The following is a 23,253-nucleotide window of genomic DNA, read 5'->3' as shown; positions in this document are numbered from 1 at the left end:
GCGCACAGGGAGGGCACCGGCATTCGCTGCCGGTGCCCTCCCCGCCGTGCCGCTGTCAGCCGACGGCGAGGACCACCTTGCCGCGCACATGGCCGCCCTCGACCTCACGGTGGGCCTGCGCGGCGGCCGTGAGCGGGTGGACGGCGGCGACGGGCAACTCCAGTTCACCGCCGGCGGCGAGGCCGGCCAGTTCGGCGAGGATCTCCGTGGAGCGGGAGCCCCGCAGCCGGAGGATGCCGTGTTCGTCGGCCGCCCGCTGGTCCACGGTGGTGCCGATCCGGGTGCGGTCGGCGACGAGTTCCAGCGACGCGTCCACCGCGGGCCCGCCGACCGCGTCGAGGACGACGTCCACACCGTCCGGGGCCAGTGCCCGCACCCTCTCGACCAGGCCCGCTCCGTACACGACCGGTTCGGCGCCGAGGGAGCGCAGGTAGGCGTGGTTGCGTTCGCTCGCCGTACCGATGACCCGTGCGCCCAGACGCCGGGCCAGCTGCACGGCGACGGTGCCGACGCCGCCGGCCGCCGCGTGCACCAGCAGGGTCTCGCCGGAGGCGACCTTCAGCTCCTGAAGCGCGTTGCAGGCGGTCTGGCCGACGGCCGACAGGGCGCCGGCCACCTCCCAGGACAGGGCGGCCGGTTTGGCGGCGACCGAGCCGGCCGGGACCGTCAGGACCTCGGTGTAGGCCGCCATCGCGGTGAAGCCGAGCACCTCGTCGCCCACGGCGAAGGCGGTGACGTCCGCTCCGACCTGGTCGATCACGCCCGCGAACTCGTTGCCGAGGCGCTGCGGGAACGTCACCGCGACCGTGCCCGCGAAGTCGCCGCGCCGCAGCTTCACATCGACGGGGTTGACGCCGGCCGCGCGGACGCGGACGCGGACCTCGCCGGGGCCCGCGTCCGGTTCGTCGATCTCCAGCGGGCTGAGCTTCTCGGGGCCGCCGTAGGCGGAGAACGCAATTGCCGTGGCCATGCGGATTTTCCTCCCGTTACCGGTCCGGGCCGGGTTCCCGTCAGGTTGCCGAAGGCGCCCGGAGCGCTGATGCACTGCTCAACCACCCTACGATGCTTGGCAGTTGAGGGGCTCAAGGATGCGTCTCACCCAGCGGGAGAGAACCATGGCTGAAAATGACAAGCTGGACGCGGGGCTGGTGAAACTCGGCGCGATCATTGTGTGTGGCGCGTTTCTTTCGGCGATGGACGCGACCATCGTGTCGGTGTCCCTGGACAGCGTCGGCCGTGAGTTCTCCGCGCCGCTCTCCTCGCTCCAGTGGGTCGCCGCGGGGTATCTGCTCGCCCTCGCCATGGTCGTACCGGTGACGGGCTGGGCCGCGGAGCGCTTCGGCGCGCGGCGGATGTGGCTGTTCGCGCTCTCGCTGTTCGTCGGGGCCTCGGTGCTGTGCGGCGCGGCCTGGTCGGTGGAGAGCCTGATCGCCTTCCGGCTGCTCCAGGGCCTGGGCGGCGGACTCATTCCGCCGCTCGCCCAGATCCTGCTGGTGCGGGCCGCCGGACCGCAGCGCATCGGGCGGGTGATGACGATGGTCAGCGTGCCCACCCAGCTCGCGCCGATCGTCGGGCCGAGCGTGGGCGGCCTGCTCATTCACGACCTGGGCTGGCGGTGGATCTACTACATCAATCTGCCCCTCGGGGCCGTCGCCCTCCTCTTCGCCTGGCTGGCCCTGGAGAAGGACAGCCCCGCGCCCGGCGAAACCCCCCGCCTCGACGTGTTGGGCCTGCTGCTGCTCTCCCCCGGCCTGACCGTGCTGCTGTACGGGCTGTCCGTGGTCGAGGAGTCCCCGGACGGCTTCGGCTCCACCAAGGTGCTGGCCTGCGTCGGTGGCGGACTGGTGCTGCTCGCGGTGTTCGTCGCCCGGGCGCTGGGCCGAAGGGACCGGCCCGCGGTCGTCGATCTGCGGCTGTTCGGCAACCGGGCGTTCGCCCTCTCCTCCGGGCTGCTGTTCCTGCTCGGCGCCACCCTCTTCGGCGCCATGTTCCTGCTGCCGCTGTACTACCAGCAGGTGCAGGGCCACGACGCGCTCCAGGCGGGGCTCCTGCTCGCCCCGCAGGGCGCCGGCACGGTGATCGCGCTCGCCCTCGCGGGCACCCTGGTGGACCGTCTGGGCCCCCGCTACATCGTGCTGTCGGGCATCGCGCTGACCATCCTGGGCACCCTCGCCTTCACCTCGGCGGATCCGGGCACCAGTGACGCCCTGCTGACCGGCTCGCTCGTGCTGCGCGGCCTCGGTCTGGGCGCCGTCGCCACCCCGCTGACCGCCACCGCGTACCGCTCGCTCACCAAGGACGCCGTGCCCCGGGCCGCCTCCGCGCTCGTCATCGTCCAGCGCATCGGCGGTTCTCTGGGCACGGCCGCCCTCGCCGTACTCCTCCAGGGACAGCTGGGCGGGCGGGCGGAGGGCGGCGCCGAGCCGTCCCCGGCGGTGCTCGCCGACGCGTTCAACACGACGTTCTGGTGGACCGCCGGGCTGTGCGCGCTGGGCCTGATCCCGGCGATGTTCCTGCCGGGCCGCCCCCGCCAGGACGCGGAACCGGACGCGCCGGAGAGCGACGAGGGTTCAAGTGCCGCGTCAGCGGATTTCGAGCGGAGGCCGTAAAGCTGCGCCTCGCACGGCTCATTTTCGAGCCTTCACCACAAGGAGCAGCCGCCATGTCCGCAGCAACCGTCACCTCTCCCCGAACCCGCCGCCGCGTCCTGCGCTCGCTGGCCGTCACCGTGCTGGCCGTTCCGTCGCTGCTCATGGCCGCCGGCGCCGCCGAGGCGGACACCACTGCGGCCAAGCGCTACTCGGCGGTGGGCACCTGGTCCGCCCAGGTGATCACCTCGATACCCAGCTCCGGCACGACCAGCTTCGTGTTCCTCGCCGACGGGACGATGGGCAACGCCACCGACACCTGGTACTGCACGGGCCGGACCACGTTCTCGTACGACATCGCGCACCCCCACAAGGACTCCACCGGCACCGTCGACGGCTCGGTCGTGGGGCACCAGGACGCGGTGCTGAGCGACAACGACCACTGGACCTCGCACGGGGTGTCCAAGGTCCTCGACCTCCAGGGCAACGTGGTGAGCACCTTCACCGTGGACGTCGTCGCCACCCGGACCTCGTAACCCCCGACCCCGACACCGTGCCCCGAGAGTCGCGCTCCGGCCCTCCTCGGGGCACCGGTCGTTCCGATCGACGAACGGAGTCCCCACCATGCGCGTGCTGTTCGCCTCTCCCCCCGCCCTGGGTCATCTCTTCCCGGTCATCCCGCTCGCGTGGGCGCTGCGTTCCGCGGGCCACGAGGTGCTCGTCGCCTCGTCGGACACGGCGGTGGACGCGGCCGTGAAGGCGGGCCTGCCCGTCGTCGACGTCTCCCCCGGCACCGACTTCGACCAGGTCTTCGGCGGCGGACCCCAACTCGCCCCGAACCGGCTGGCGCAGCAGATGAAGGCGCGCGGGCAGGCGATCGTCAAGGCGGGGGGCGCCACCACACCGGCGGTGCTGGAGCGCTTCGCGACCGTGTGCGACCTCATGGCGGACGGCACGCTGGCCGTCGCCGAGGAGTGGCGGCCCGATCTGGTCGTGCACGGCCGGCTCCAGGGCGCGGGGCTGCTCGCCGCGCGGCGGCTGGGGGTGCCGGCGGTGGAGCACGGGTTCGGGATGCTGCGCGAGGGCGGCTTCGCGCAGGGCTTCCTGCCGTACCTGGCGCCCTCCTTCGAACGTCACGGCGTGCCGGTGGAGCTGCCGGCCTCGGCGGTGCTGCATGTCGCCCCGCCGAGCCTGATGCGCGGCGAGGGCGGCGGCTGGAACATGCGGTACGTGCCCTACAACGCCGGCGGTGAACTGCCCGGCTGGCTCACGGCCCCCCGCACGCGAGCCAGGATCGCGGTCTCCCTGGGCACCATCGTGCCGAGGATGCTGGGCACCGGCGGGCTGGAGAAGCTGCTGCGGGCCGCCGCCGAGACCGACGCCGACTTCGTCGTCACGGGCATGAGCGAGCAGGACCTGCCGCTGGTGCCGGAGAACGTGCGGGTGGTGCGCTGGCTGCCGCTGAACGCGCTGCTGGAGCGGTGCGACGCCACCGTGCACCACGGCGGTTCGGGTTCCACGCTGACCGCGCTCACCTTCGGCATGCCCCAACTGCTGCTGCCGCACGGGGCGGACAACTTCATGAACGCGGATGTCATCGACCGGGCGGGCCTGGGGCTGGCCGTCGACCCGCACGAGGTCACCACGGACACCCTGGCCCGCGTGCTGACGGACGAGAGCCTGCGGGCCGCGGCCCGGCGGGTGGCCGCCGAGGTCGGCGAGCAGCCCTCTCCCGCCGCCATGGTCGGTGAACTGGAGGCGTTCGCCGCAGCGTGACCGGTGCGGGTCACGGGCGCGACAGAGCCGGCATCGGGGATCCGATGCCGGCTCTTGTCCGCTCAGAGGTTGTGGATGCCGCCGTCCACCAGCAGCACCACACCCGTGGAGTAGGCCGCGCCGGCCAGCGAGAGCACGGCCTCGGCGACATCCTCGGGTGTGCCGATCCGGCGCAGCGGGGCGCCCGCGGTGACGGCCTCGCGCGGGCCGGTGAAGTCCGCGGTCCAGGGGGTGTCGATGAGTCCGGGGGCCACCGCGTTGACCCGCACGTCCGGCCCGGCCACGTTGGCGAGCAGCCGCGTCAGATGGTTGATGGCCGCCTTGCTGACGGCGTACGGGATCGAGCTTCCCGTCGGTTTGACGCCGGCGATCGACGAGATGTTGACGATGGCTCCGCCGCCGTCGGCCTTGAGGTGGGGCATGGCCGCCACGCTCATCTGCCAGGTGCCCACGACGTTGACGTCCAGGATCTCGCGCCACACCGCGGGCGAGGCCGCGGCGAGGTCGGCGTGCGGGATGAGGCGGGTGGCGCCCGCGTTGTTGACCAGCAGGTCGAGCCGGCCGAGCCGCTCGACCACGGTGGCGACGATCACGGCCGCCTGCTCCTCGACCGCGATGTCGCCCTGCACATAGACGGCACCGGCCAGCGAGTCGGCGAGTTCCTTGCCCTCCTTGGGCGAGTTGCGGGAGTTGACCGCGACCCGGTAGCCCGCGGCGGCCAGGGTCCGGGCGGTCGCCGCGCCTATGCCCGATGTCGAACCGGTCACCAGGGCGACCCGCTGCGTTGCCATGTGCGCCTCCTTCAGGGGTATGGGAAGTGGGTTCAGACCGTGCCGTCGTGGGTGACCCGCCGGTACCGGACGAGCCAGCCGCCCTCGGAGGGGACCAGCGTGTCCTCGGCGTACGTGCTGGCCGTGATGCGCGGCGGTACGACCGCGCCGCGCTCGGTGGCCAGGGAGACGGCGTAGTAGCGGGTGCGTACGACGCCCTCGTCGTCCTGCGGGTCCACTTCGAGCATGCCCAGCCAGTGGCGCCGGGTGATGCCGTCGGCGACGATCTGGTCCACCCGCTTCTGGGAGGCCGCGGCGATGTCCACGCGGCCCTTCAGCGGTGCGGCGACGTTCTGGTCGAAGACGCCGTCCTCGGTGAACGTGTCCGCCCACTCCTGGACGGCGCCGTGGTCCAGCAGCCGCATCTGTCGTGCGTAGAACTGCTGGATCCGCTGGTACAGGCCGCCCTCCGGGGCCTGGTCCGGCACGGCCGCGGCTTCGGTCATCGGACTCGTCCCCTCGTCTCGTCGGCGCGCGGATGCCTCCGCGTCCGGGCAGAGACTGACAGCGGTCTCTTGAGGTGGACTCGATTCATCGCACAGCGGGTGCCACGACGCTTCCCTCCAGGACAAGCCACCTCCGGAGGGAGACATCTGATGAGGCTCGACGGAAGGGTCGCGGTCGTCACGGGCGGCACCAAGGGACTCGGCCGGCGGATCGTCGAGGCGTTCGTGCGCGAGGGCTGCAAGGTCGTCGCCGCCGGCCGGGACAAGAGCGCCGGCGCGGACCTCGTGGAGGGCGGCGGCGACGTGATCGTCCACGAGACGGATGTACGGGACGCCGAGTCGGTGGACGACCTGATGCGCACCGCCGCCGAGTACTTCGGCCACCTGGACATCGTGGTCGCCAATGCCGGGGTCAGCCGGCCGGGACCGGCCGCGCAGCTCGATCCGGGGGACTTCTCGGACACCATGGCCACGAACCTCGGCGGGGTCTTCCACTGCACCCGCTCCGCGGTGCCGTACCTGGAGCGCAGCGAGTTCGGCGGGCGGATCGTCAACCTGTCCTCGGCGCTGGCCAGCCGGGTCGCCCCGGGCGCGTCCGCCTACGCGGCGAGCAAGGCGGCGGTGGAGATGTTCACCAGGGTGACCGCGGTCGAGCTCGCGCCACGCGGCATCACCGTCAACGCGCTGTGCCCGGGTCTGATCGACGAGGGGATGACCCGCTCGATCCGGGACAACGAGAAGGTGTGGGCGGTGTACGGGCCGAAGCTGGCGACGGGGCGGCTCGGCACCCCGGACGAGGTGACCGCCGCCGCGGTGTTCCTCGCGGGGGCGGAGAGCTCCTATGTGAACGGGCACGTGCTGGAGGTGAACGGCGGGCTCAACTGGTAGCCGGCCCGCGCGGGAAACGCACACCGGCCGACGCTTCGGCGCCGGCCGGTGTGCGGATCAGGCGCTTGCCGCCCTGGCGGCCGAGAACGCCGCGTTGACGACGGCGAGGTAGGCGCGGGGCGTCTCGGCGTCGGCGACCGCGTCCTCGTCGATCGAGAGACCGTGCTCCCGCTCGATCCGGCCGGTGGTCTGGAGCACCGCGAGCGAGTCGTAACCGAGTTCGACGAACGGCTTGTCCAGTACGTCTCCGTCCAGGTTGACCGTCTCGTCCTCTCCCGCACACTCGCGCAGCAGACCGGTCAGATCGTCGAGGGTGAGTTCCGTCGGCATGATGTCTCCTTCTCCTGGGAGGGTTGGCATCCGCGTTCGCGCAGTCGAACCGGATTCGGTGCAGGTGCGGCTGTGCGGCGGTGCGGCTGTATGGCTGTGCGGGAGTTCGGTGGGGCTCTGTCAGCCCCGGTCGCGGCTCCGTCAGGCCCGGGTGAGGTTCCGTCAGCCCCGGACGCGGCTCCGGTCAGCCCTTGTCGCGCACCACCATCGCCGCGTTGAACCCGCCCCGGCCGCGGGCCAGCACCAGTGCGGTGCGCACGGCGGCCGGACGGGGCCGCTCGGTCACCAGGTCGATGGGAAGCCCGGGGCCGGGTCCGTCGACGTTGACGGTCGGCGGGATCACCTGGTCGCGCATCGAGAGCAGGGCCGCCGCAAGGTCGAGCGAGGCCGCACCCGAGGAGAGCCGTCCGGTCATGGTCTTCGGCGCGGTGACCGGGACGCCGTACGGGCCGAACAGCTCGGCGAGCGCCTGGGCCTCAGCGCGGTCCGCGGCCTCGACACCGGCGGCGTCGGCGAACACCACGTCCACCTCGGCGGCGGTCACCCGCGCGTCCCGCAGGGCGAGTTCGGCGGCGTCACGCAGCCGCGAAGGGCCGCCCGATCCCGGCGCCGGGTCGAAGGTGGCCGCGTACCCGGCGATCCTCCCGTACACCTCGGCACCCCGTTCACGGGCCGTCGCCGCGTCCTCCACGACCAGCAGGGCGCCGCCCTCACCGGCGACATGTCCCGAGGCGTCGGCGGAGAACGGGAGGTAGGCGCGGGCCGGGTCGGCGACGGTGCTCATCCGTCCGTCGGCGAGCTGGGCGGCCCAACCCCAGGGGCACAGCGCGGACTCGACGCCGCCGGTGACCACGAGACTGATCCCCTTGCGCAGTTGCCGACGGGCCTGGGCCACCGCGTCGAGCCCGCCCGCCTGCTCGGTGACCAGCACACCGCTGGGGCCGCGCAACCCGTGCCGGATGGAGATCTGGCCGGTGTTGACCGCGTAGAACCAGGCGAACGACTGGTACGCGCTGACGTACCGCCCGCCCTGGCTCCACAGCGCCTGCAACTCCCGCTGCCCGAACTCGAATCCGCCCGCCGAGCTGGCGGTGACCACGCCGGCGGCGTAGTCGGGCAGGGCGGCGGGGTCGACGCCGGCGTGGGCGAGGGCCTCGTCCGCCACGGCGAGCGCCAGCCGGGTCACCTGGTCGGTCTGCGGCATCAGCCGCCCGGGGATGTGGTCGGAGGGTTCAAAACCCCTGACCTCCCCGGCGAGGCGGACCGGGTACTGGCCGGCGTCGAAGCGGCTGATCTCCCGGATGCCGCTCTCGCCGCGCAGGGTCGCGCTCCACCACTCCTCCCGCCCGAAGCCGTTGGGCGCGGCCACGCCGATCCCGGTGACGACAGGGACCGAGGGGGTGCTGTCGCCGGGGTCCGGCTGCGGGCGGGACCGCGGGTCGGCCACCTGTCCGGCGCGGGCTGTCATCGTGCGTCTCCCTTCTCGGGACGGATGAGGACCATCGCGCTCTGGAAGCCGCCGAAGCCGCTGCCCACGCTGAGCACGGCGTCGGTGCGCTGCTCACGGGCCGTCAGGGGCGTGTAGTCGAGGTCGCAGGCCGGGTCGGGGGTGTGCAGGTTCGCGGTGGGCGGGATGACGTTGTGCTCGATGGCGAGAGCGCTGGCCGCGACCTCCAGGGAGCCGATCGCACCGAGCGAGTGCCCGATCATCGACTTGATGGAGCTGACCGGTACGTCGTAGGCGTGGCTGCCCAGGCTGCGCTTGAAGGCGGCCGTCTCGTGCCGGTCGTTCTGCTTGGTGCCCGAACCGTGGGCGTTGACGTAGTCGACGGCGGTGGCGTCCAGGCGCGCCTCGTCGAGAGCGACCCGGATCGCCTCGGCCATTTCCCGGCCGTCCGAGGTGAGACCGGTCATGTGGTAGGCGTTGCAGCGGGTGGCGAACCCGGCGATCTCCGCGTAGATGTGCGCGCCGCGCCGCCGGGCCCGGTCCAGGTCCTCCAGCACCAGTACGGCGGAGCCCTCGCCGAGCACGAAGCCGTTGCGGGAGCCGTCGAACGGCCTGGAGGCGGTCTCCGGTTCGTCGTTGCGCGGCGAGGTGGCTTTGATGGCGTCGAAGCACGCCATGGTGATCGGGGAGATGGGTGCCTCGGTGGCACCCGCGATCATCACGTCCGCGCTGCCCTCCCGGATCAGTTCGACGGCGTGCCCGATGGAGTCGAGTCCGGAGGTGCAGCCCGTGGACACCACCGACACCGGTCCCTGGGCGCCGGTGCGCCACGCGACCTCAGCGGCCATGGAGGACGGCACGAAGTAGTCGAAGAGGTGCGGTACCGCGAGGGTGTGGTCCACCTGCCAGGCGCTGCCGCCCTGGCTGACGACGTTGTACTCGGCGTCCAGTCCCATCGTGCAGCCGACCGCGCTGCCGAGGGTCACGCCCGTACGCACCGGGTCCAGGTCCCCTTCGAGGCCGCTGTCGCGCACCGCCTCCCGGGCGCCGACCAGGGCGAACTGGGCGGCGCGGTCGAGGCGTTCGGCCTCCTCGGGGCCGAAGCCGTGCTCCAGCGGGTCGAAGTCGGCCTCGGCGGCGATCCGGGACCTGAACTGGGAGGCGTCGAAGAAGGAGATGGACCGGGTGGCGGTCCGCCCGGAGGTGATCAGCGACCAGAACTCCTTTGTTCCCACCCCTCCCGGAGCGACCACACCGATACCGGTGATGGCGACACGACGGTTCATCGGCTGCCCTTCATGAGTGGTTGCGCGGGTAAGAGAAACGTCCGGCCGAGCGGGTCGTGGAGACGCCGCACGACCCGGCACGCCCTGCCCAGCAGTGCGGGCAGGGCCCGGCCCCGTACGAACTGGTGGTCCCCGGTGACGGTCCGCCCGGCGTGGAAACCGGCCGCCCACGCCCGCCACCCGGCCATCACCTCGGGACCGGCGATCGGGTCCTCGGTGCCCGCGACGGTCAGCAGCGGCGCGGTCAGGGGCCCGTCGGCGGCCCCGCGCAGCTCACGGGCGAGTCGCAGGTCGTCGCGGATGACACCGAGAGCGGTGCGCTCCCAGATGCCGCCGCGCGGGGTGTCCGCGTCCACCGCGCCGAACGTCCGCAGCACGTCGAGCAGCCGGTCGTCGGGCAGCTCGCAGGCGTCGGCGAGCGCGGAGTGGGCGTCGGGCGGCGGACAGGCCCCGACCACGACGAGCGCGGGCCCGGGACGGCCCGCCTTCTCCAGGGACCGGGCCAGCGTGTAGGCGATCAGCCCGCCCAGACTGTGCCCGTACAGGACGTACGGCTCCCCGGCGGCCGGCAGGTCGTACCGGTCCAGGTCGGCGAGGAGCGCCCGCACGTCGGTGACCCGGTGTTCCCGGCGCCGGACGCCGCGTCCCGGGAGCAGGACGGGCACCGGCCGCACCGAGTCGCCCAGCAGTTCGGGCCAGGCGCCGAACGCGGAGGTGCCCGCGCCGGCGTGCGGGAAGCAGTACAGCTTCATGTCTGCCGCCGCCGGGCGAGGAGGTGTCACCGTGCCTGTCGTGCTCCGGGAAGTTCGGGTCATCGCCGCCCCTTGAGTCGTCGAGGTGGCGGTCAGTCTGGGAAGACCAACTCGATGACAAATGGAGCGGCAGTGGTGCCCGGCCGCAGCCGCGCAGCGGGTGCCCGTGCCTCGGCCGGTCCCTGAGGGTCCTTCAAGCACGGTTCCAGATGGGGCTGTGAGCATCGCGGCGTCGTTCGGACCTTCCGGAGCACCGTCAGGAGGATGTATGTCGGAGCAGGAGTCACGGACCGCCGTGGTGACCGGCGCCACCAGCGGGATCGGCCTCGCCACCACCCGTCTGCTGGCAGAACGGGGCTACCGGGTCTTCATCTGCGCGCGCACCGAGGACAGCGTGCTGCGTACCGTCAAGGAGCTGCGCGACGAGGGCCTCGACGTGGACGGCGTGCCGTGCGACGTGCGGTCCACCACGGACGTGGAGCGTTTCGTGAGCGCCGCCGTCGACCGCTACGGCCCGGTCGACGTCCTGGTCAACAACGCCGGCCGCAGCGGCGGCGGGGTCACCGCAGACCTCACCGACGAGCTGTGGCTCGACGTCATCAACACCAATCTCAACAGTGTGTTCCTGATGACGCGTGCGGTCCTGACCACGGGCGGGATGCGGCACAAGAGCTGGGGCCGCATCGTGAACATCGCCTCGACCGCCGGGAAGCAGGGCGTGGTGCTCGGCGCCCCCTACTCGGCCTCCAAGCACGGTGTCGTCGGCTTCACCAAGGCGCTCGGCAACGAACTGGCGCCCACCGGGATCACCGTCAACGCGGTCTGCCCCGGCTATGTGGAGACGCCCATGGCCCAGCGGGTGCGCTCGGGCTACGCGTCCGCCTACGACACCACGGAGGAGCAGATCCTCCAGAAGTTCCAGGCCAAGATTCCGCTCGGCCGGTACTCCACTCCGGAGGAGGTCGCGGGGCTCGTCGGCTACCTGGTCACCGACGCCGCCGCCTCCATGACCGCGCAGGCGCTCAATGTCTGCGGCGGGCTGGGCAACTTCTGACCGGGCACCTTCTGACCGGGCGACTCTGACCGGGCGACTTCCGACCCTCCCGGCCCGCCCGCGCCGACCGGCGGCCCGCGACCGACCCCACGCTGACCGGCACCCCTCGGCCCGTCCGTCGAGGACCGGCAGCTCCTGACCCCGTCGAACGTCGAAACGAGGTAGCACCGATATGACCGAACGCGAGGTCGAGCACGAGATCACCATCGATGCCCCGGCCGCCGAGGTGTACCGGCTGATCGCCGATGTGGAGAACTGGCCGCTGATCTTCCCGCCCTCCGTGCACGTCGAACGCGTGGAGCACGCGGGCGACGAGGAGCGGATCCAGATCTGGGCCACGGCCAACGGCACCGCGAAGAACTGGACCTCACGCCGGGTCCTGGACCCCGAGGCGCTGCGCATCACCTTCCGCCAGGAGGTGTCGGCGCCGCCCGTGGCCGCGATGGGCGGCACCTGGATCGCCGAGGCGCTCGCGCCGAACCGCACCAGGGTGCGGCTGCTGCACGACTACCGGGCCGTCGACGACGACCCCGAGGGCCTGGAGTGGATCGACAAGGCCGTGGACCGCAACAGCCGGTCGGAGCTGGCGGCGCTCAAAACGAGCGTGGAGCTGGCCACCGGCACCCCGGACCTCATGCTGTCCTTCGAGGACACCGTCGAGATCAACGGCTCGGCCAAGGACGTCTACGACTTCATCAACGAGGCCGACCAGTGGCAGGAGCGCCTCCCCCACGTCGCCTCGGTGGATCTGCGCGAGGAGACCCCGGGCCTCCAGGTCCTGCGGATGGACACCCTGACCAAGGACGGTTCGTCCCACACCACCGAGTCGGTCCGCGTGTGCTTCCCGCATCACCGCATCGTCTACAAGCAGACCACGCTGCCCGCCCTGATGGCCCTGCACACCGGGTGCTGGCGGCTGGAGGAGGACGACCGGGGCGTCACCACCGCCACCTCCCAGCACACGGTGATCGTCAACACCGAGAACATCCACGCGATCCTCGGCGAGAGCGCCGGTGTCCCCGAGGCCCGGACCTTCCTGCGCAACGCCCTCGGCACCAACAGCCGCGCCACCCTGGGCCACGCCCAGGTGTACGCGGAGTCCAGGGCGCGGCAGTGACGAGGCCGCTTGAGGACACGGCCGCCTTCGAGCAGTGGTTCGCCGAACGACGCGCGGTGAACCACTACCGGGTGACACCGGTCCCCCTCGACCAGCTCAACGGCTGGCGGTTCGACTCCTCCACCGGGAACCTCGCGCACCACAGCGGGGGCTTCTTCACGGTGGAGGGGATCGAGGCGTCCCTGGGCGAGAACGTCGGCACCTGGACACAGCCGATCATCATCCAGGACGAGATCGGCATCCTGGGCATCCTGGTCAAGCGGTTCGGCGGCACACCGTACTGCCTGATGCAGGCGAAGATGGAGCCGGGCAACGTCAACACGCTCCAGCTGTCGCCCACGGTCCAGGCGACCCGCTCCAACTACACGCGCGTGCACCGAGGCAGCGCGGTCCCGTACCTGGAGTACTTCGTGGACCGCCGGCAGGGTCGGCGGGTCTTCGACGCCCTCCAGTCGGAGCAGGGCTCCTGGTTCCTCGCCAAACGCAACCGGAACGTGATCGTGGAGGTCCCGGAGGACACCGAGGTCCCCGAGCGGGACAACTTCCGCTGGGTGAACCTCTCCCTCCTCAAGGACCTGCTGCGGATCGACAACGTCGTCAACATGGACTCCAGGACCGTCCTGTCCGGGCTGCCGTTCCTGTACGACGAGCCGGACCGGGGCGGCCCCGCACCGCACTCGACGGCTGAGATCCTCAGCTGGTTCACCGAGGCGCGCAGCAACCACGTACTGGAGCGCCGGCGCATTCCCCTGAACCAGGTCAAGGGGTGGAGCCGGGGCCCGGACCGCATCGAGCACGAACGAGGGGCCTTCTTCACGGTGCTCGGGGTCGACGTGGAGGCCAGCAGTCGCGAGGTGGCCCGCTGGTCGCAGCCACTGCTCGCGCCCGTGGACCAGGGCGTGGTCGCGTTCCTGGGCCGCCGCTCGGGTCCGGAGGAGGACTGGCAACTGCTCGTGCACGCCCAGAGCGAGGCGGGCACCTCGGACGTGGTCGAGATGTCGCCGACCGTGAACTGCGTCCCCGGCAACTACGCGCACCTGCCGGAACCGCAGCGCCCGCCCTTCCTCGACCAGGTGCTGTCCGCGCCGCCGGAGCGCGTCCACTTCGACACCGTGCTCTCCGAGGAGGGCGGCCGGTTCCACCACGCGGAGAACCGCTATCTCCTCGTCGAGGTCCCGGAGGACTTCCCGGACCGGGTACCGGAGGACTACATCTGGATGACCCGCCGCCAGCTGACCGAGTTCGTCCGCTACGGCAATCACGTGAACGTGGTCGCACGCTCGCTGCTCGCCTGCCTCACGGACTAGGGGATCCCGGATGCCCGCCACCAACGCCGACACAGGCCCCGGGCTGGATCACGGCCCCGACCCGGTGGGTCTGGGGGTTATGGGCTGCGCGGACATCGCGGTCCGCAAGATCCTGCCCGCACTGGCCGGGGCACCCGGCTGCGGGCTCCGCCTGACCACCCTCGCGAGCCGCAGCCCCGAAAAGGCCAAGGAGACGGCCGCGCGTTTCGGCGCGCGTGCGGTCACCGGATACGCGGAACTGCTGGCCGATCCCGAGGTCGAGGCGGTGTACATCCCCCTGCCGCCCGCCCTGCGCGCGCCCTGGGTGCGGGCGGCGCTCGAAGCGGGCAAGCATGTGCTCGCGGAGAAGCCGCTGACCACCGACCCGGCACTGACGGCCGCCCTCGCGGCGCTCGCCGGGTCGGCCGGGCTGGTGCTGATGGAGAACTACATGTTCGTCCACCACACCCAGCACCGGTACGTACGGGATCTCGTGACCGACGGCACGATCGGCGAACTGCGCTCGTTCCAGGCGGCGTTCACCATCCCCCCGCGCCCGGACGCCGACCACCGGCTCGACCCCGGCCTCGGCGGCGGGGCCCTGCTGGACGGTGCCGGCTACCCGGTGCGGGCCGCCCAGTACTTCCTCGGCGACGACCTCACGGTGCTCGGCGCCGACCTGCGGCTCCACCCCGACCATGACGTCGACATAGCGGGCGCCGCACTACTGCGGAACGCCGACGGGATCACCGCCCAGATCACCTTCGGCATGGAGCACTTCTACACCTCGCGCTACCAACTCCTCGGCAGCACCGGGCAGATCACCGTCGAGCACGCGTACAGCACTCCCCCGGACCACCGGCCCGTGATCCGTATCGACCACCAGAACCACCAGGAGCTGCGCACCCGCCCGGCGGACAACCAGTGCGTGAACACCCTCACCAGATTCGCCGACCGAGTCCGCACGGACGCCACGGACGGCAGCGCGACGAGCGTCGCGCAGGCCAGGATCATCGAGGCGATCCGCCGAACAGCGACTCCGGTGGCCAAGAACCGCTGACCAACCGTCGGTGCACTCCGGCGCCTACCGGTGCTTTGCCCGGCCGCCCAGGTCGTGCGCCTCTCTGCCGGAGGCCGCGTCCCGGATTCTGCTTCTGTCGGAAGCTTCGGAAACCGAGAGCGCCCAGTACCCGTGCAGTACCGACGCATAGGACTCGCCGGCGCACACGATCCGTGCAGGGAAGTCATTTGCGGAGCATGAACAGGTCCGACCCTGATCGGCGCGATCGAAGTAGTCCAGAACGCCCCCTGTGCATCTCCGCTGTCACTACCTGACCATCGCCGTCGACGGCCTCACCGACGGTGGAACCGCACTCCAGGCCGCTGCCTCCCGCCCGTCCCTGGGCTGCGCCAAGTCCGGCGGCCCCGCAAAGCCGTCGTTCCGCCGTATCGGGCGATGTCAGTGGTGGCAGGCAGGATGGCCCACATGACGACACACGCAGTTGCGATCATGGATGCGGCCGCCTACGCGCAGGCGGTCGAGGACGCCGTGAAGGCGTCCGCCGCCTACTATGCGGGTGGGACGTCGGCCTTGGACGATGACGCCTACGACCGGCTGGTGCGCGGCATCGCCGCGTGGGAGGACGCACATCCCGATCAGGTGCTGCCCGGCTCTCCGTCGGGGAAGGTCGCTGGCGGGGCCGTGGTGGGCGATGTCCCGCACACGGTGGCGATGTTGAGTCTGGACAACGTGTTCTCGCCGGAGGAGTTCACCGCCTGGACCGCGTCGCTCGCCCGGCGCGTCGGCCATGACGTCGTACGGTTCAGCGTCGAGCCGAAGCTGGACGGTCTCGCGGTCGCCGCCCGTTACGCCGACGGCCGCCTGAGACAGCTGATCACTCGTGGGGACGGGACGGCGGGGGAGGACGTCTCGCACGCGATCGGCACCATCGAGGGCCTGCCGGACCAGCTCGCCGAGCCGGTGACCTTGGAGGTCCGCGGTGAAATCCTCATGACGACCGCTCAGTTCGAGCACGCCAACGAGGTGCGCACCGCGCACGGCGGGCAGCCGTTCGCCAACCCGCGCGGCGCCTCGGCGGGCACCCTGCGCGCCAAGGAGCGCGCCTACACCGTGCCGATGACCTTCTTCGGCTACGGCCTGCTGCCCCTGCCCGGCACCGAGACATCGCTCGCCGAGCGGCTGAGCGAACTCGCGCACAGCGACCTGATGGCCCAGGCCGCCGCGTACGGGGTGAACACCACCGCCACCACCGCGGTACCCGGCATCACCGCCGACACCGTCGAGGAGGTGCTGACCCGGGTGCGGGAGATCGCCGCCCTGCGGGCGGAACTGCCGTTCGGGATCGACGGGATCGTCATCAAGGCCGACCTGGCCGCCGACCAGCGGACGGCGGGATCGGGTTCGCGCGCTCCGCGCTGGGCGATCGCCTACAAGCTGCCTGCCGTCGAGAAGATCACCCGGCTGCTGGAGGTGGAGTGGAACGTGGGCCGTACCGGGATCATCGCCCCGCGTGCCGTCCTGGAGCCGGTCGAGATCGACGGCGCCACCATCACGTACGCCACCCTCCACAACCCTGCCGACATCACCCGTCGCGACCTGCGCCTGGGCGACCACGTCATGGTCCACCGGGCCGGCGACGTCATCCCCCGGATCGAAGCCCCCGTGGCCCACCTGCGCACCGGCGACGAACAGCCCGTCGCCTTCCCCGAGACGTGCCCGCGCTGCGGGGCCGGCATCGACACCAGCGAGCAGCGCTGGCGCTGCGAGAACGGCCGCAACTGCCACCTGGTGGCCGCCCTTTCCTACGCTGCCGGCCGCGACCAGCTCGACATCGAGGGCCTCGGCCACACCCGCGTCGTCCAACTCGTCGACGCCGGCCTGGTCGCCGACCTCGCCGACCTGTTCACCCTGACCCGCGAGCAGTTGCTGGGTCTGGAGCGGATGGGCGCCACCAGCACCGACAACCTCCTCGCCGCCCTCACCGCGGCCAAGGGCCAGCCGCTGTCGCGGGTGCTGTGCGCGCTCGGTATCCGCGGCACGGGCCGCTCGATGTCCCGCCGTATCGCCCGGCACTTCGCCGACATGGACCACGTCCGGGCCGCGGACGCGGAAGCGATGCAGCAGGTCGAGGGCATCGGCACCGAGAAGGCCCCCTCGATCGTCGCCGAACTCGCCGAACTCGCCCCGCTGATCGACAAACTCGCCGCCGCCGGGGTGAACATGACGGAGCCCGGCGCCACCCCGCCCACCTCGTCCGACGCCACCGCCAGCGACAGCGACAGCGACAGCGACAGCGACAGCGACAGCGACAGCGACAGCGACAGCGACAGCGACAGCGACAGCGACGAGGACGCCGAGGGTGCGGGTCGACCGCTGGCCGGGATGACCGTGGTCGTCACCGGCGCGATGACCGGCCCCCTGGAGAAGCTCAGCCGCAACCAGATGAACGAGCTCATCGAGAAGGCCGGCGGCCGCTCGTCCTCCAGCGTCTCGAAGAAGACCACGCTCGTGGTCGCCGGAGACGGTGCGGGGTCCAAGCGGGCCAAGGCCGAGGACCTCGGCATCCGCCTGGCCACCCCCGACGAGTTCGCCGGCATGGTCGCCGACTACCTCGACTAGGCTCTCCCGCCACGGGTCAGGTGGCCACGCCGGCCCATCGTCCGGTGACGGCTCACTGGATCAGCCCGCACACGCAGGCAGGGTCTCCTGGCGGCTCGGGGGTATGCCCTCAAGTGCCCGTCTCCAGGAGGCACTGCTGTCGGTCCGATGACCGTCCTCTCGACATCACGCGGGCTCGCGGGCGTCCCGCGTCCGGGACCGTGCCCGAACGCCTCACGGCCATCGGCCGGGTGTGGTTCGCTGCTCCAGTGACCGAGGACCTGGAGATCATCACATTCGAATCCGCCGAGGCGTTTCAGGCATGGCTGGGTGAGAACCACGCCGCCTCGCCGGGCATCTGGCTCAAGCTGCGCAAGAAGGGCCCCGGCATCGTCGCCTTGGACTACGCCCAGGCGCTCGACGTGGCGCTCTGCTACGGCTGGATCGACGGCCAGAAGGCGAAGTTCGACGACCACTGGTGGTTGCAGCGGTTCACCCCGCGCACGCGGCGCAGCAAATGGTCCAAGGTCAACCGGGGCAAAGTGGCCGCGCTCATCGAGCAGGGCCGGATGCGTCCGCCGGGGCAGGCCGAGATCGACCGGGCCAAGGCGGACGGCCGCTGGGAGGCCGCCTACGACAGTGCGAGGACCGCTACCGTGCCCGAGGACCTCGCCGCGGCCCTGGCAGCCGACCCGGCCGCGACGGAGTTCTTCGAGAAACTGGACCGGCAGAACCGCTTCGCGATCCTCCACCGGATCCATGACGCCAAGAGGCCCGAGACCCGGGCACGCCGGATCGAAAAGTACGTGACCATGCTCGCCAGGGGCGAGAAGCTCTACCCGTAGTCACGGAAAATCGGGCGTCTGACGGTGCGTTGCCCCGCCTGGGCACGATGTACGAGAGCTGCCGATGCCTCGCTGCAGATCACCCCGGCCGTCCACCGGCTGGGGTGTCTGTGGGCGGTTCACGGTGGTGCCGTCAGGGTTCCGCCCGAAGGCGGCCTCCAGAACGGCAGGGAGGTCTTCCCCGGAGACCCCGTCGTTCGGATTCCCCCTGGCCCCTCGGGCGGGACGCTCCCCCGAGCCCGGTGCGGACCTGGTCGACCGCACTGCTGCGGCTCGCCACTCCCCGCACGCTCGCCCGCCGCAGCACCCGTCACGGCGTCGGTCCGTCACCGCCCCGGCGGCGGCGCGGTGCTCTCGCGCAGGACCAGGCGGGTGGGGACGAGGGTCGTGCCGTATGTGGCGTCGCCCTGGCGCATCTTGCGCAGTACGGCCTGGACGCACAGTCGGCCGACCTCGGCGAAGTCCTGGTGGACGGTGGTGAGTGGCGGCTGGAAGGACGCCGACTCCGCGACATCGTCGAATCCCACAACGCTGACGTCTTCGGGGACGCGCCGGCCGCGTTGGTGCAGGGCGCGCAGGAGGCCGAGGGCCATCTGGTCGTTGGCGGCGAACACGGCCGTGCAGTCGGGCTGTTCGGCGAGTTCGAGGCCGGCGAGATAGCCGGAGTCGGCGGACCAGTCGCCGCGGATGAGTTCGGGGGTGGGGCGCCCGGCCTGGGTGAGGACGGCGCGCCAGGCGTCGGCGCGGCGCTGGGCGGCGAAGGAGTCCGCGGGTCCGGCGAGATGCCAGACGGTCTCGTGGCCGAGGCCGAGCAGGTGCTCCACGGCCGTGCGGCTGCCGCCGGCCTGGTCGGTGTCGACGACCGTGTAGTGGTCGCCGGCGTCGGAGTCGACGACGAGGACCTGGACGTGGGGCGGCAGCATGATGGTCGCGGCGTCCAGGAGGTGGACCTCCATGATGACGATCACCGCGTCCACGGCCAGCTCCTCCAGGCGGGAGAACGCGCCGCTGACCTCGTCCTGGGTGGGCACGGCGACCGGGAGCAGGGTGACCGCGTACCCCTCGGCGGCGGCGGAGGTGGCGATGGCCTCCAGGGTGCGGACGTTGCCGGTGCTGGAGAGCGAGAAGGTGATCACGCCGATGGTGCGGAACTCCCCGCGCTTGAGGGCGCGGGCGGCGCTGTTGGGCCGGTAGCCGAGTTCCCTCATGGCGTCGAGCACCAGGCGGCGGGTCTCCTCGTTCACCCCCGCGTAACCGTTGGAGACCCGGGAGACGGTCTGGGAGGAGACCCCCGCGCGCTGTGCCACATCGGCCATGGAGACGGAGGCGCGGGCCCGCCCCCGTCGTCCGGGCGTGTCTCTGTCGGCCATCCCCACGGTTGCCCCACCTCTCCAGCCGTCTTCGCCACGGCGTTCCCAGAAGACCCTTGACCGTCGTTAACAGCGCAGTGTAGACATGCCGCCATCAGATGTTTACGTAAACATAACAGCTCCGGGGCGACCTTCGAGCGGTACATGTTTACGCAAACATCTGATGGCGGTGACGCGCCGGATTCCTCCGTCCGCGCCACCGCCGGTTCCGGAACCGCACGAGCGAGGAACGACATGACGACGCTGCAACACCCGGCGGCCGCAGAGCCCAGGCCGGCGCCCCCTCCGGCGCGCAGAGACCGCCGCTCCTGGACGGGGTGGGGTTTCATCGGTCCCTTCGTGGCCGTGTTCGCCCTCGTCTTCCTCGCCCCGATCGTGTACTCGATCTACCTGAGCCTCTTCCGCGACCAGCTCATCGGCGGCACCACCTTCGTCGGCCTGGACAACTACACGCAGGCCCTCAAGGACAAGCAGTTCTGGGACTCGCTGGGCCGCGTCACGCTGTTCCTCCTGGTCCAGGTGCCGATCATGCTCGGCATCGCCCTGCTGGCGGCCCTGGCGCTGGACAGCGGGCGGCTCTACGGCAAGAGCTTCTTCCGCATCACGATCTTCCTGCCGTACGCCGTGCCCGCCGTGGTCGCCACCCTGATGTGGGGCTTCATGTACGGCACCAAGTACGGCCTGGTCGGCGACCTCAACGAGGCCTTCGGCGTCACCCTGCCCGACCCGCTCTCCCCCGACCTGGTGCTGGCCTCCATCGGCAACATCGTGACCTGGGAGTTCGTCGGCTACAACATGCTGATCTTCTACTCGGCGCTGCGGGTCATCCCGCACTCCCTCTACGAGGCGGCGGAGATCGACGGAGCCGGGCAGTGGCGGGTCATCACCGCGATCAAGCTCCCCGCGATCCGGGGCGCCCTCGTCATCGCGACCATCTTCTCGATCATCGGCAGCTTCCAGCTCTTCAACGAGCCGAGCATCCTGCGCCCGCTGGCCCGCAACGCCATCACCACGGACTACACGCCGAACTTCTACACCTACTCGCTGTCCTTCAACGGCCAGCAGCACAACTACTCCGCGACGGTGGCCATCATCATGGGCGTGATCACCATGGTGATCGCCTACATCGTGCAGCTTCGCGGCATGCGCAAGGGAGCCTGACCGATGAGCAGCCCTGCCTCGACGGCCTCCTCGGCCACGCCCGCGAACGTCGGCAAGCGCGCACCCCGTCTGCGCGGCAAGCGGGCCGACTCCCCGACCCGCCCCCGTCGCAGCGTCCTGCTGACGGTGCTGGCCTCGCTGATCGTCCTGTACACCGTGGTGCCGCTGATCTGGCTCGTCATCAACGCCACCAAGACCCAGGCCGGCCTCGGCGCCTCCAACGGACTGTGGTTCGCCGACGACTTCGCGCTGTGGGACAACATCCGCGACACGTTCACCTACGACGACGGGGTGTTCGGCCGCTGGCTCCTCAACACCCTGCTGTACGTGGTCCTCGGCGCCGGCGGCGCGACCCTGCTGGCCGTGCTCGGCGGATACGCGCTGGCGAAGTTCGACTTCCCCGGCAAGCGCGGCATCTTCGCCCTGGTCATCGGAGCCGTCGCCGTCCCCGGTACGGCGCTGGCGGTGCCCACCTTCCTGATGTTCAGCAAGATGGGCCTGACCGACACCCCCTGGGCGGTGATCATCCCCTCGCTGGTGTCGCCGTTCGGCCTCTACCTGATGTGGGTCTTCGCCTCGGAGGCCATCCCCACCGAACTGCTGGAGGCCGCCCGGATCGACGGAGCGGGCGAGGCGCGCACCTTCTTCACCGTCGTACTGCCGCTGCTCGCCCCCGGCATCGTCACCGTGCTGCTGTTCACCACGGTCGCCACCTGGAACAACTACTTCCTGCCGCTGATCATGCTCAAGGACCCGGACTGGTACCCGCTCACCCTGGGCCTGTCCGCCTGGAACTCGCAGGCGGAGACCATCGGCGGCGACGTGATCTTCAACCTGGTGATCACCGGATCGCTGCTCACCATCGTGCCGCTGATCGCCGCGTTCCTGCTGCTCCAGAGGTACTGGCAGTCGGGTCTCGCCGCCGGAAGCGTCAAGGAGTGACCTTGCGGCCCCTGCGCCGCCCCACGACCCCACCCGCACCCGGCCCCGGCCCGGGTGACGTACTCCCCCACCCTCACCTGTCCCACCCACGAAGAAGTGGAAGCACCGTCATGCGCAGAAAGACCAGCCGCGTGCTGCGCGGCATCGCCCTCCTCGCCACCGTCGCCCTCGGCGCCACCGCCTGCGGCGGCTCCGACGACGACGCCGCCACCAAGGACGTCTCCGCCTCCGACATCCAGGCCGCCCTCAAGAAGGGCGGGGACATCACGGTGTGGGCCTGGGAGCCCACCCTGAAGACGGTCGCCGCCGACTTCCAGAAGAAGTACCCCAAGGTCAAGATCAACCTGGTCAGCGAGCGGTCCGGTGACAAGCACTACACCGCGCTGTCCAACGCGATCTCGGCCGGCAAGGGCGTGCCGGACGTCGCCCAGGTCGAGTACTTCGCGCTCGGTCAGTACTCCCTCACCAAGGGCCTCGCCGACCTCGCCCCCTACGGCGCGGACCAGCTCGCCTCGAAGTACACCGCCGGTCCGTGGAACGCGGTGAGCGAGGGCGACGCGGTCTACGGCCTGCCCATGGACTCCGGCCCGATGGCGCTGTTCTACAACAAGAAGGTCTTCGACAAGTACAAGATCGCCGTCCCCACCACCTGGGACGAGTACCTGGACGCCGCGCGCAAGCTGCACAAGGCCGACCCGAAGGTCTACATCGCCAACGACGCCGGTGACGCCGGCTTCACCACCAGCATGCTGTGGCAGGCCGGTTCCCGTCCCTACCAGGTCGACGGCACCAATGTGAAGATCGACTTCGAGGACGCCGGCGCCAAGAAGTTCGAGGCCGTCTGGCAGAAGCTGATCGACGAGAAGCTCCTCGCGCCGATCAACGGCTGGACCGACGACTGGTACAAGGGCCTGGGCGACGGCAGCATCGCCACCCTGGCCACCGGTGCCTGGATGCCCGCCAACTTCGTCACCGGTGTCCCGGACGCCGCGGGCGACTGGCGCGCGGCCGCCCTGCCGGCCTGGACCGCGGGCGACAAGGCCAGCGCGGAGAACGGCGGCAGCTCCCTGGCGCTGCCCGCGCTCGGCCAGAACAAGGAACTCGCCTACGCCTTCGTCGAGTACGCCAACTCCGGTGACGGTGTCGCCACCCGCGTGAAGGAAGGCGCCTTCCCGGCGACCAAGGCGGAACTGGAGTCCACCGAGTTCCAGAGCACCAAGTTCGACTACTTCGGCGGACAGGAGGCGAACAAGATCTTCGCCGAGTCGGCCGCCAACGTCGCCGACAACTGGTCCTACCTGCCCTTCCAGCCGTACGCCAACTCGATCTTCAACGACACGGTCGGCAAGGCCTACGTCTCGGACACCACGCTCGCCGACGGCCTGAAGGCCTGGCAGGACGCCTCGGTCAAGTACGGCGAGGAGCAGGGCTTCACCGTCGAGAAGTAGCTCTCGACCAGCGGTACCTCAACGCCGGGTGGCGCGGCCCGCCGGCCGCGCCACCCCCGTGCACCCCT

Annotated in this window: 21 protein-coding genes; 13 read left to right on the top strand and 8 right to left on the bottom strand. The window is 71.0% G+C overall.

The window, feature by feature from the left end:
- Window positions 1-55 precede the first annotated feature (55 nt).
- Window positions 56-970, bottom strand: a complete 915-nt coding sequence (locus AB0E07_RS08730) for an NADP-dependent oxidoreductase (protein WP_362247623.1) — start codon at window positions 968-970, stop codon at window positions 56-58.
- A gap of 145 nt (window positions 971-1,115) precedes the next feature.
- On the opposite strand from AB0E07_RS08730, the gene AB0E07_RS08725 reads away from it, so the two are divergent.
- From AB0E07_RS08725 to AB0E07_RS08715, 3 genes are all read left to right on the top strand, one after another.
- Window positions 1,116-2,609: an MDR family MFS transporter gene (locus AB0E07_RS08725; RefSeq protein ID WP_362247622.1), complete on the top strand. Its 1,494-nt coding sequence runs from the start codon at window positions 1,116-1,118 to the stop codon at window positions 2,607-2,609.
- Window positions 2,610-2,662: 53 nt separating this feature from the next.
- Window positions 2,663-3,124 carry a hypothetical protein gene (locus AB0E07_RS08720; RefSeq protein WP_362247621.1) on the top strand — a complete coding sequence of 154 codons (462 nt, stop codon included), beginning with the start codon at window positions 2,663-2,665 and terminating at the stop codon, window positions 3,122-3,124.
- Window positions 3,125-3,212: 88 nt separating this feature from the next.
- On the top strand, window positions 3,213-4,364 hold the full coding sequence (locus AB0E07_RS08715; RefSeq protein WP_362247620.1) for a nucleotide disphospho-sugar-binding domain-containing protein: 1,152 nt from the start codon (window positions 3,213-3,215) through the stop codon (window positions 4,362-4,364).
- A gap of 62 nt (window positions 4,365-4,426) precedes the next feature.
- Here AB0E07_RS08715 and AB0E07_RS08710 read toward each other — a convergent pair whose 3' ends face one another.
- Window positions 4,427-5,155, bottom strand: coding sequence for an SDR family oxidoreductase (locus tag AB0E07_RS08710; RefSeq protein ID WP_362247619.1), 729 nt, complete (start codon window positions 5,153-5,155; stop codon window positions 4,427-4,429).
- A gap of 32 nt (window positions 5,156-5,187) precedes the next feature.
- The gene (locus tag AB0E07_RS08705; protein ID WP_362247618.1) at window positions 5,188-5,640 is read right to left on the bottom strand and encodes a nuclear transport factor 2 family protein; all 453 of its coding nucleotides are present in this window, start codon (window positions 5,638-5,640) and stop codon (window positions 5,188-5,190) included.
- A gap of 150 nt (window positions 5,641-5,790) precedes the next feature.
- On the opposite strand from AB0E07_RS08705, the gene AB0E07_RS08700 reads away from it, so the two are divergent.
- Window positions 5,791-6,528 (top strand): SDR family oxidoreductase, encoded by a 738-nt coding sequence (locus AB0E07_RS08700; protein ID WP_362247617.1) that lies wholly within the window; start codon window positions 5,791-5,793, stop codon window positions 6,526-6,528.
- A gap of 57 nt (window positions 6,529-6,585) precedes the next feature.
- Here the strand turns inward: AB0E07_RS08700 and AB0E07_RS08695 are convergent, their stop codons facing one another.
- The 4 genes from AB0E07_RS08695 to AB0E07_RS08680 all read right to left on the bottom strand — a co-directional run bounded on the left by AB0E07_RS08695 (window position 6,586) and on the right by AB0E07_RS08680 (window position 10,343).
- Complete coding sequence (locus AB0E07_RS08695; protein ID WP_362247616.1) at window positions 6,586-6,858, bottom strand: acyl carrier protein; 273 nt, start codon at window positions 6,856-6,858, stop codon at window positions 6,586-6,588.
- 184 nt (window positions 6,859-7,042) lie between these two features.
- Window positions 7,043-8,326 (bottom strand): ketosynthase chain-length factor, encoded by a 1,284-nt coding sequence (locus AB0E07_RS08690; RefSeq protein ID WP_362247615.1) that lies wholly within the window; start codon window positions 8,324-8,326, stop codon window positions 7,043-7,045.
- Entirely contained in the window at window positions 8,323-9,591 is a 1,269-nt protein-coding gene (locus AB0E07_RS08685) for a beta-ketoacyl-[acyl-carrier-protein] synthase family protein (protein ID WP_362247614.1), read from the bottom strand. Before AB0E07_RS08685 ends, AB0E07_RS08690 begins: the two co-directional genes overlap by 4 nt.
- On the bottom strand, window positions 9,588-10,343 hold the full coding sequence (locus AB0E07_RS08680) for an alpha/beta fold hydrolase (protein WP_362247613.1): 756 nt from the start codon (window positions 10,341-10,343) through the stop codon (window positions 9,588-9,590). Before AB0E07_RS08680 ends, AB0E07_RS08685 begins: the two co-directional genes overlap by 4 nt.
- Window positions 10,344-10,611: 268 nt before the next feature.
- On the opposite strand from AB0E07_RS08680, the gene fabG reads away from it, so the two are divergent.
- From fabG to AB0E07_RS08650, 6 genes are all read left to right on the top strand, one after another.
- A complete protein-coding gene (gene fabG / locus AB0E07_RS08675; protein ID WP_362247612.1) occupies window positions 10,612-11,397 on the top strand; it encodes a 3-oxoacyl-ACP reductase FabG in 786 nt (261 codons plus the stop codon).
- 172 nt (window positions 11,398-11,569) lie between these two features.
- Window positions 11,570-12,514 carry an aromatase/cyclase gene (locus AB0E07_RS08670; RefSeq protein ID WP_362247611.1) on the top strand — a complete coding sequence of 315 codons (945 nt, stop codon included), beginning with the start codon at window positions 11,570-11,572 and terminating at the stop codon, window positions 12,512-12,514.
- Window positions 12,511-13,821 (top strand): NDP-hexose 2,3-dehydratase family protein, encoded by a 1,311-nt coding sequence (locus AB0E07_RS08665; RefSeq protein WP_362247610.1) that lies wholly within the window; start codon window positions 12,511-12,513, stop codon window positions 13,819-13,821. Before AB0E07_RS08670 ends, AB0E07_RS08665 begins: the two co-directional genes overlap by 4 nt.
- A 10-nt stretch (window positions 13,822-13,831) precedes the next feature.
- Complete coding sequence (locus AB0E07_RS08660) at window positions 13,832-14,860, top strand: Gfo/Idh/MocA family oxidoreductase (RefSeq protein ID WP_362247609.1); 1,029 nt, start codon at window positions 13,832-13,834, stop codon at window positions 14,858-14,860.
- A gap of 417 nt (window positions 14,861-15,277) precedes the next feature.
- Window positions 15,278-17,440, top strand: a complete 2,163-nt coding sequence (gene ligA / locus AB0E07_RS08655) for an NAD-dependent DNA ligase LigA (RefSeq protein WP_362247608.1) — start codon at window positions 15,278-15,280, stop codon at window positions 17,438-17,440.
- Window positions 17,441-17,670: 230 nt separating this feature from the next.
- Complete coding sequence (locus AB0E07_RS08650; RefSeq protein ID WP_362247754.1) at window positions 17,671-18,264, top strand: YdeI/OmpD-associated family protein; 594 nt, start codon at window positions 17,671-17,673, stop codon at window positions 18,262-18,264.
- Window positions 18,265-18,590: 326 nt separating this feature from the next.
- Here the strand turns inward: AB0E07_RS08650 and AB0E07_RS08645 are convergent, their stop codons facing one another.
- Window positions 18,591-19,634 (bottom strand): LacI family DNA-binding transcriptional regulator, encoded by a 1,044-nt coding sequence (locus AB0E07_RS08645; protein WP_362247607.1) that lies wholly within the window; start codon window positions 19,632-19,634, stop codon window positions 18,591-18,593.
- A gap of 234 nt (window positions 19,635-19,868) precedes the next feature.
- Between AB0E07_RS08645 and AB0E07_RS08640 the strand changes: the two genes are divergently transcribed.
- The 3 genes from AB0E07_RS08640 to AB0E07_RS08630 all read left to right on the top strand — a co-directional run bounded on the left by AB0E07_RS08640 (window position 19,869) and on the right by AB0E07_RS08630 (window position 23,185).
- Window positions 19,869-20,795, top strand: a complete 927-nt coding sequence (locus tag AB0E07_RS08640; protein ID WP_362247606.1) for a sugar ABC transporter permease — start codon at window positions 19,869-19,871, stop codon at window positions 20,793-20,795.
- A gap of 3 nt (window positions 20,796-20,798) precedes the next feature.
- The gene (locus AB0E07_RS08635) at window positions 20,799-21,737 is read left to right on the top strand and encodes a carbohydrate ABC transporter permease (protein WP_362247605.1); all 939 of its coding nucleotides are present in this window, start codon (window positions 20,799-20,801) and stop codon (window positions 21,735-21,737) included.
- A gap of 110 nt (window positions 21,738-21,847) precedes the next feature.
- Entirely contained in the window at window positions 21,848-23,185 is a 1,338-nt protein-coding gene (locus AB0E07_RS08630) for an extracellular solute-binding protein (RefSeq protein WP_362247604.1), read from the top strand.
- Window positions 23,186-23,253: the final 68 nt, after the last annotated feature.

This window comes from Streptomyces sp. NPDC048002 (genome assembly GCF_040653275.1).
GTDB lineage: Bacteria > Actinomycetota > Actinomycetes > Streptomycetales > Streptomycetaceae > Streptomyces.
This window is presented reverse-complemented; position numbering and strand designations above follow the sequence as displayed.

What these genes read in the sequence shown, in the direction of transcription:
- AB0E07_RS08730 (WP_362247623.1), bottom strand. Translation starts at nt 970, where the DNA reads ATGGCCACGGCAATTGCGTTCTCCGCCTACGGCGGCCCCGAGAAGCTC.
- AB0E07_RS08725 (WP_362247622.1), top strand. Translation starts at nt 1,116, where the DNA reads ATGGCTGAAAATGACAAGCTGGACGCGGGGCTGGTGAAACTCGGCGCG.
- AB0E07_RS08720 (WP_362247621.1), top strand. Translation starts at nt 2,663, where the DNA reads ATGTCCGCAGCAACCGTCACCTCTCCCCGAACCCGCCGCCGCGTCCTG.
- AB0E07_RS08715 (WP_362247620.1), top strand. Translation starts at nt 3,213, where the DNA reads ATGCGCGTGCTGTTCGCCTCTCCCCCCGCCCTGGGTCATCTCTTCCCG.
- AB0E07_RS08710 (WP_362247619.1), bottom strand. Translation starts at nt 5,155, where the DNA reads ATGGCAACGCAGCGGGTCGCCCTGGTGACCGGTTCGACATCGGGCATA.
- AB0E07_RS08705 (WP_362247618.1), bottom strand. Translation starts at nt 5,640, where the DNA reads ATGACCGAAGCCGCGGCCGTGCCGGACCAGGCCCCGGAGGGCGGCCTG.
- AB0E07_RS08700 (WP_362247617.1), top strand. Translation starts at nt 5,791, where the DNA reads ATGAGGCTCGACGGAAGGGTCGCGGTCGTCACGGGCGGCACCAAGGGA.
- AB0E07_RS08695 (WP_362247616.1), bottom strand. Translation starts at nt 6,858, where the DNA reads ATGCCGACGGAACTCACCCTCGACGATCTGACCGGTCTGCTGCGCGAG.
- AB0E07_RS08690 (WP_362247615.1), bottom strand. Translation starts at nt 8,326, where the DNA reads ATGACAGCCCGCGCCGGACAGGTGGCCGACCCGCGGTCCCGCCCGCAG.
- AB0E07_RS08685 (WP_362247614.1), bottom strand. Translation starts at nt 9,591, where the DNA reads ATGAACCGTCGTGTCGCCATCACCGGTATCGGTGTGGTCGCTCCGGGA.
- AB0E07_RS08680 (WP_362247613.1), bottom strand. Translation starts at nt 10,343, where the DNA reads ATGAAGCTGTACTGCTTCCCGCACGCCGGCGCGGGCACCTCCGCGTTC.
- fabG (WP_362247612.1), top strand. Translation starts at nt 10,612, where the DNA reads ATGTCGGAGCAGGAGTCACGGACCGCCGTGGTGACCGGCGCCACCAGC.
- AB0E07_RS08670 (WP_362247611.1), top strand. Translation starts at nt 11,570, where the DNA reads ATGACCGAACGCGAGGTCGAGCACGAGATCACCATCGATGCCCCGGCC.
- AB0E07_RS08660 (WP_362247609.1), top strand. Translation starts at nt 13,832, where the DNA reads ATGCCCGCCACCAACGCCGACACAGGCCCCGGGCTGGATCACGGCCCC.
- ligA (WP_362247608.1), top strand. Translation starts at nt 15,278, where the DNA reads ATGGCCCACATGACGACACACGCAGTTGCGATCATGGATGCGGCCGCC.
- AB0E07_RS08645 (WP_362247607.1), bottom strand. Translation starts at nt 19,634, where the DNA reads ATGGCCGACAGAGACACGCCCGGACGACGGGGGCGGGCCCGCGCCTCC.
- AB0E07_RS08640 (WP_362247606.1), top strand. Translation starts at nt 19,869, where the DNA reads ATGACGACGCTGCAACACCCGGCGGCCGCAGAGCCCAGGCCGGCGCCC.
- AB0E07_RS08635 (WP_362247605.1), top strand. Translation starts at nt 20,799, where the DNA reads ATGAGCAGCCCTGCCTCGACGGCCTCCTCGGCCACGCCCGCGAACGTC.
- AB0E07_RS08630 (WP_362247604.1), top strand. Translation starts at nt 21,848, where the DNA reads ATGCGCAGAAAGACCAGCCGCGTGCTGCGCGGCATCGCCCTCCTCGCC.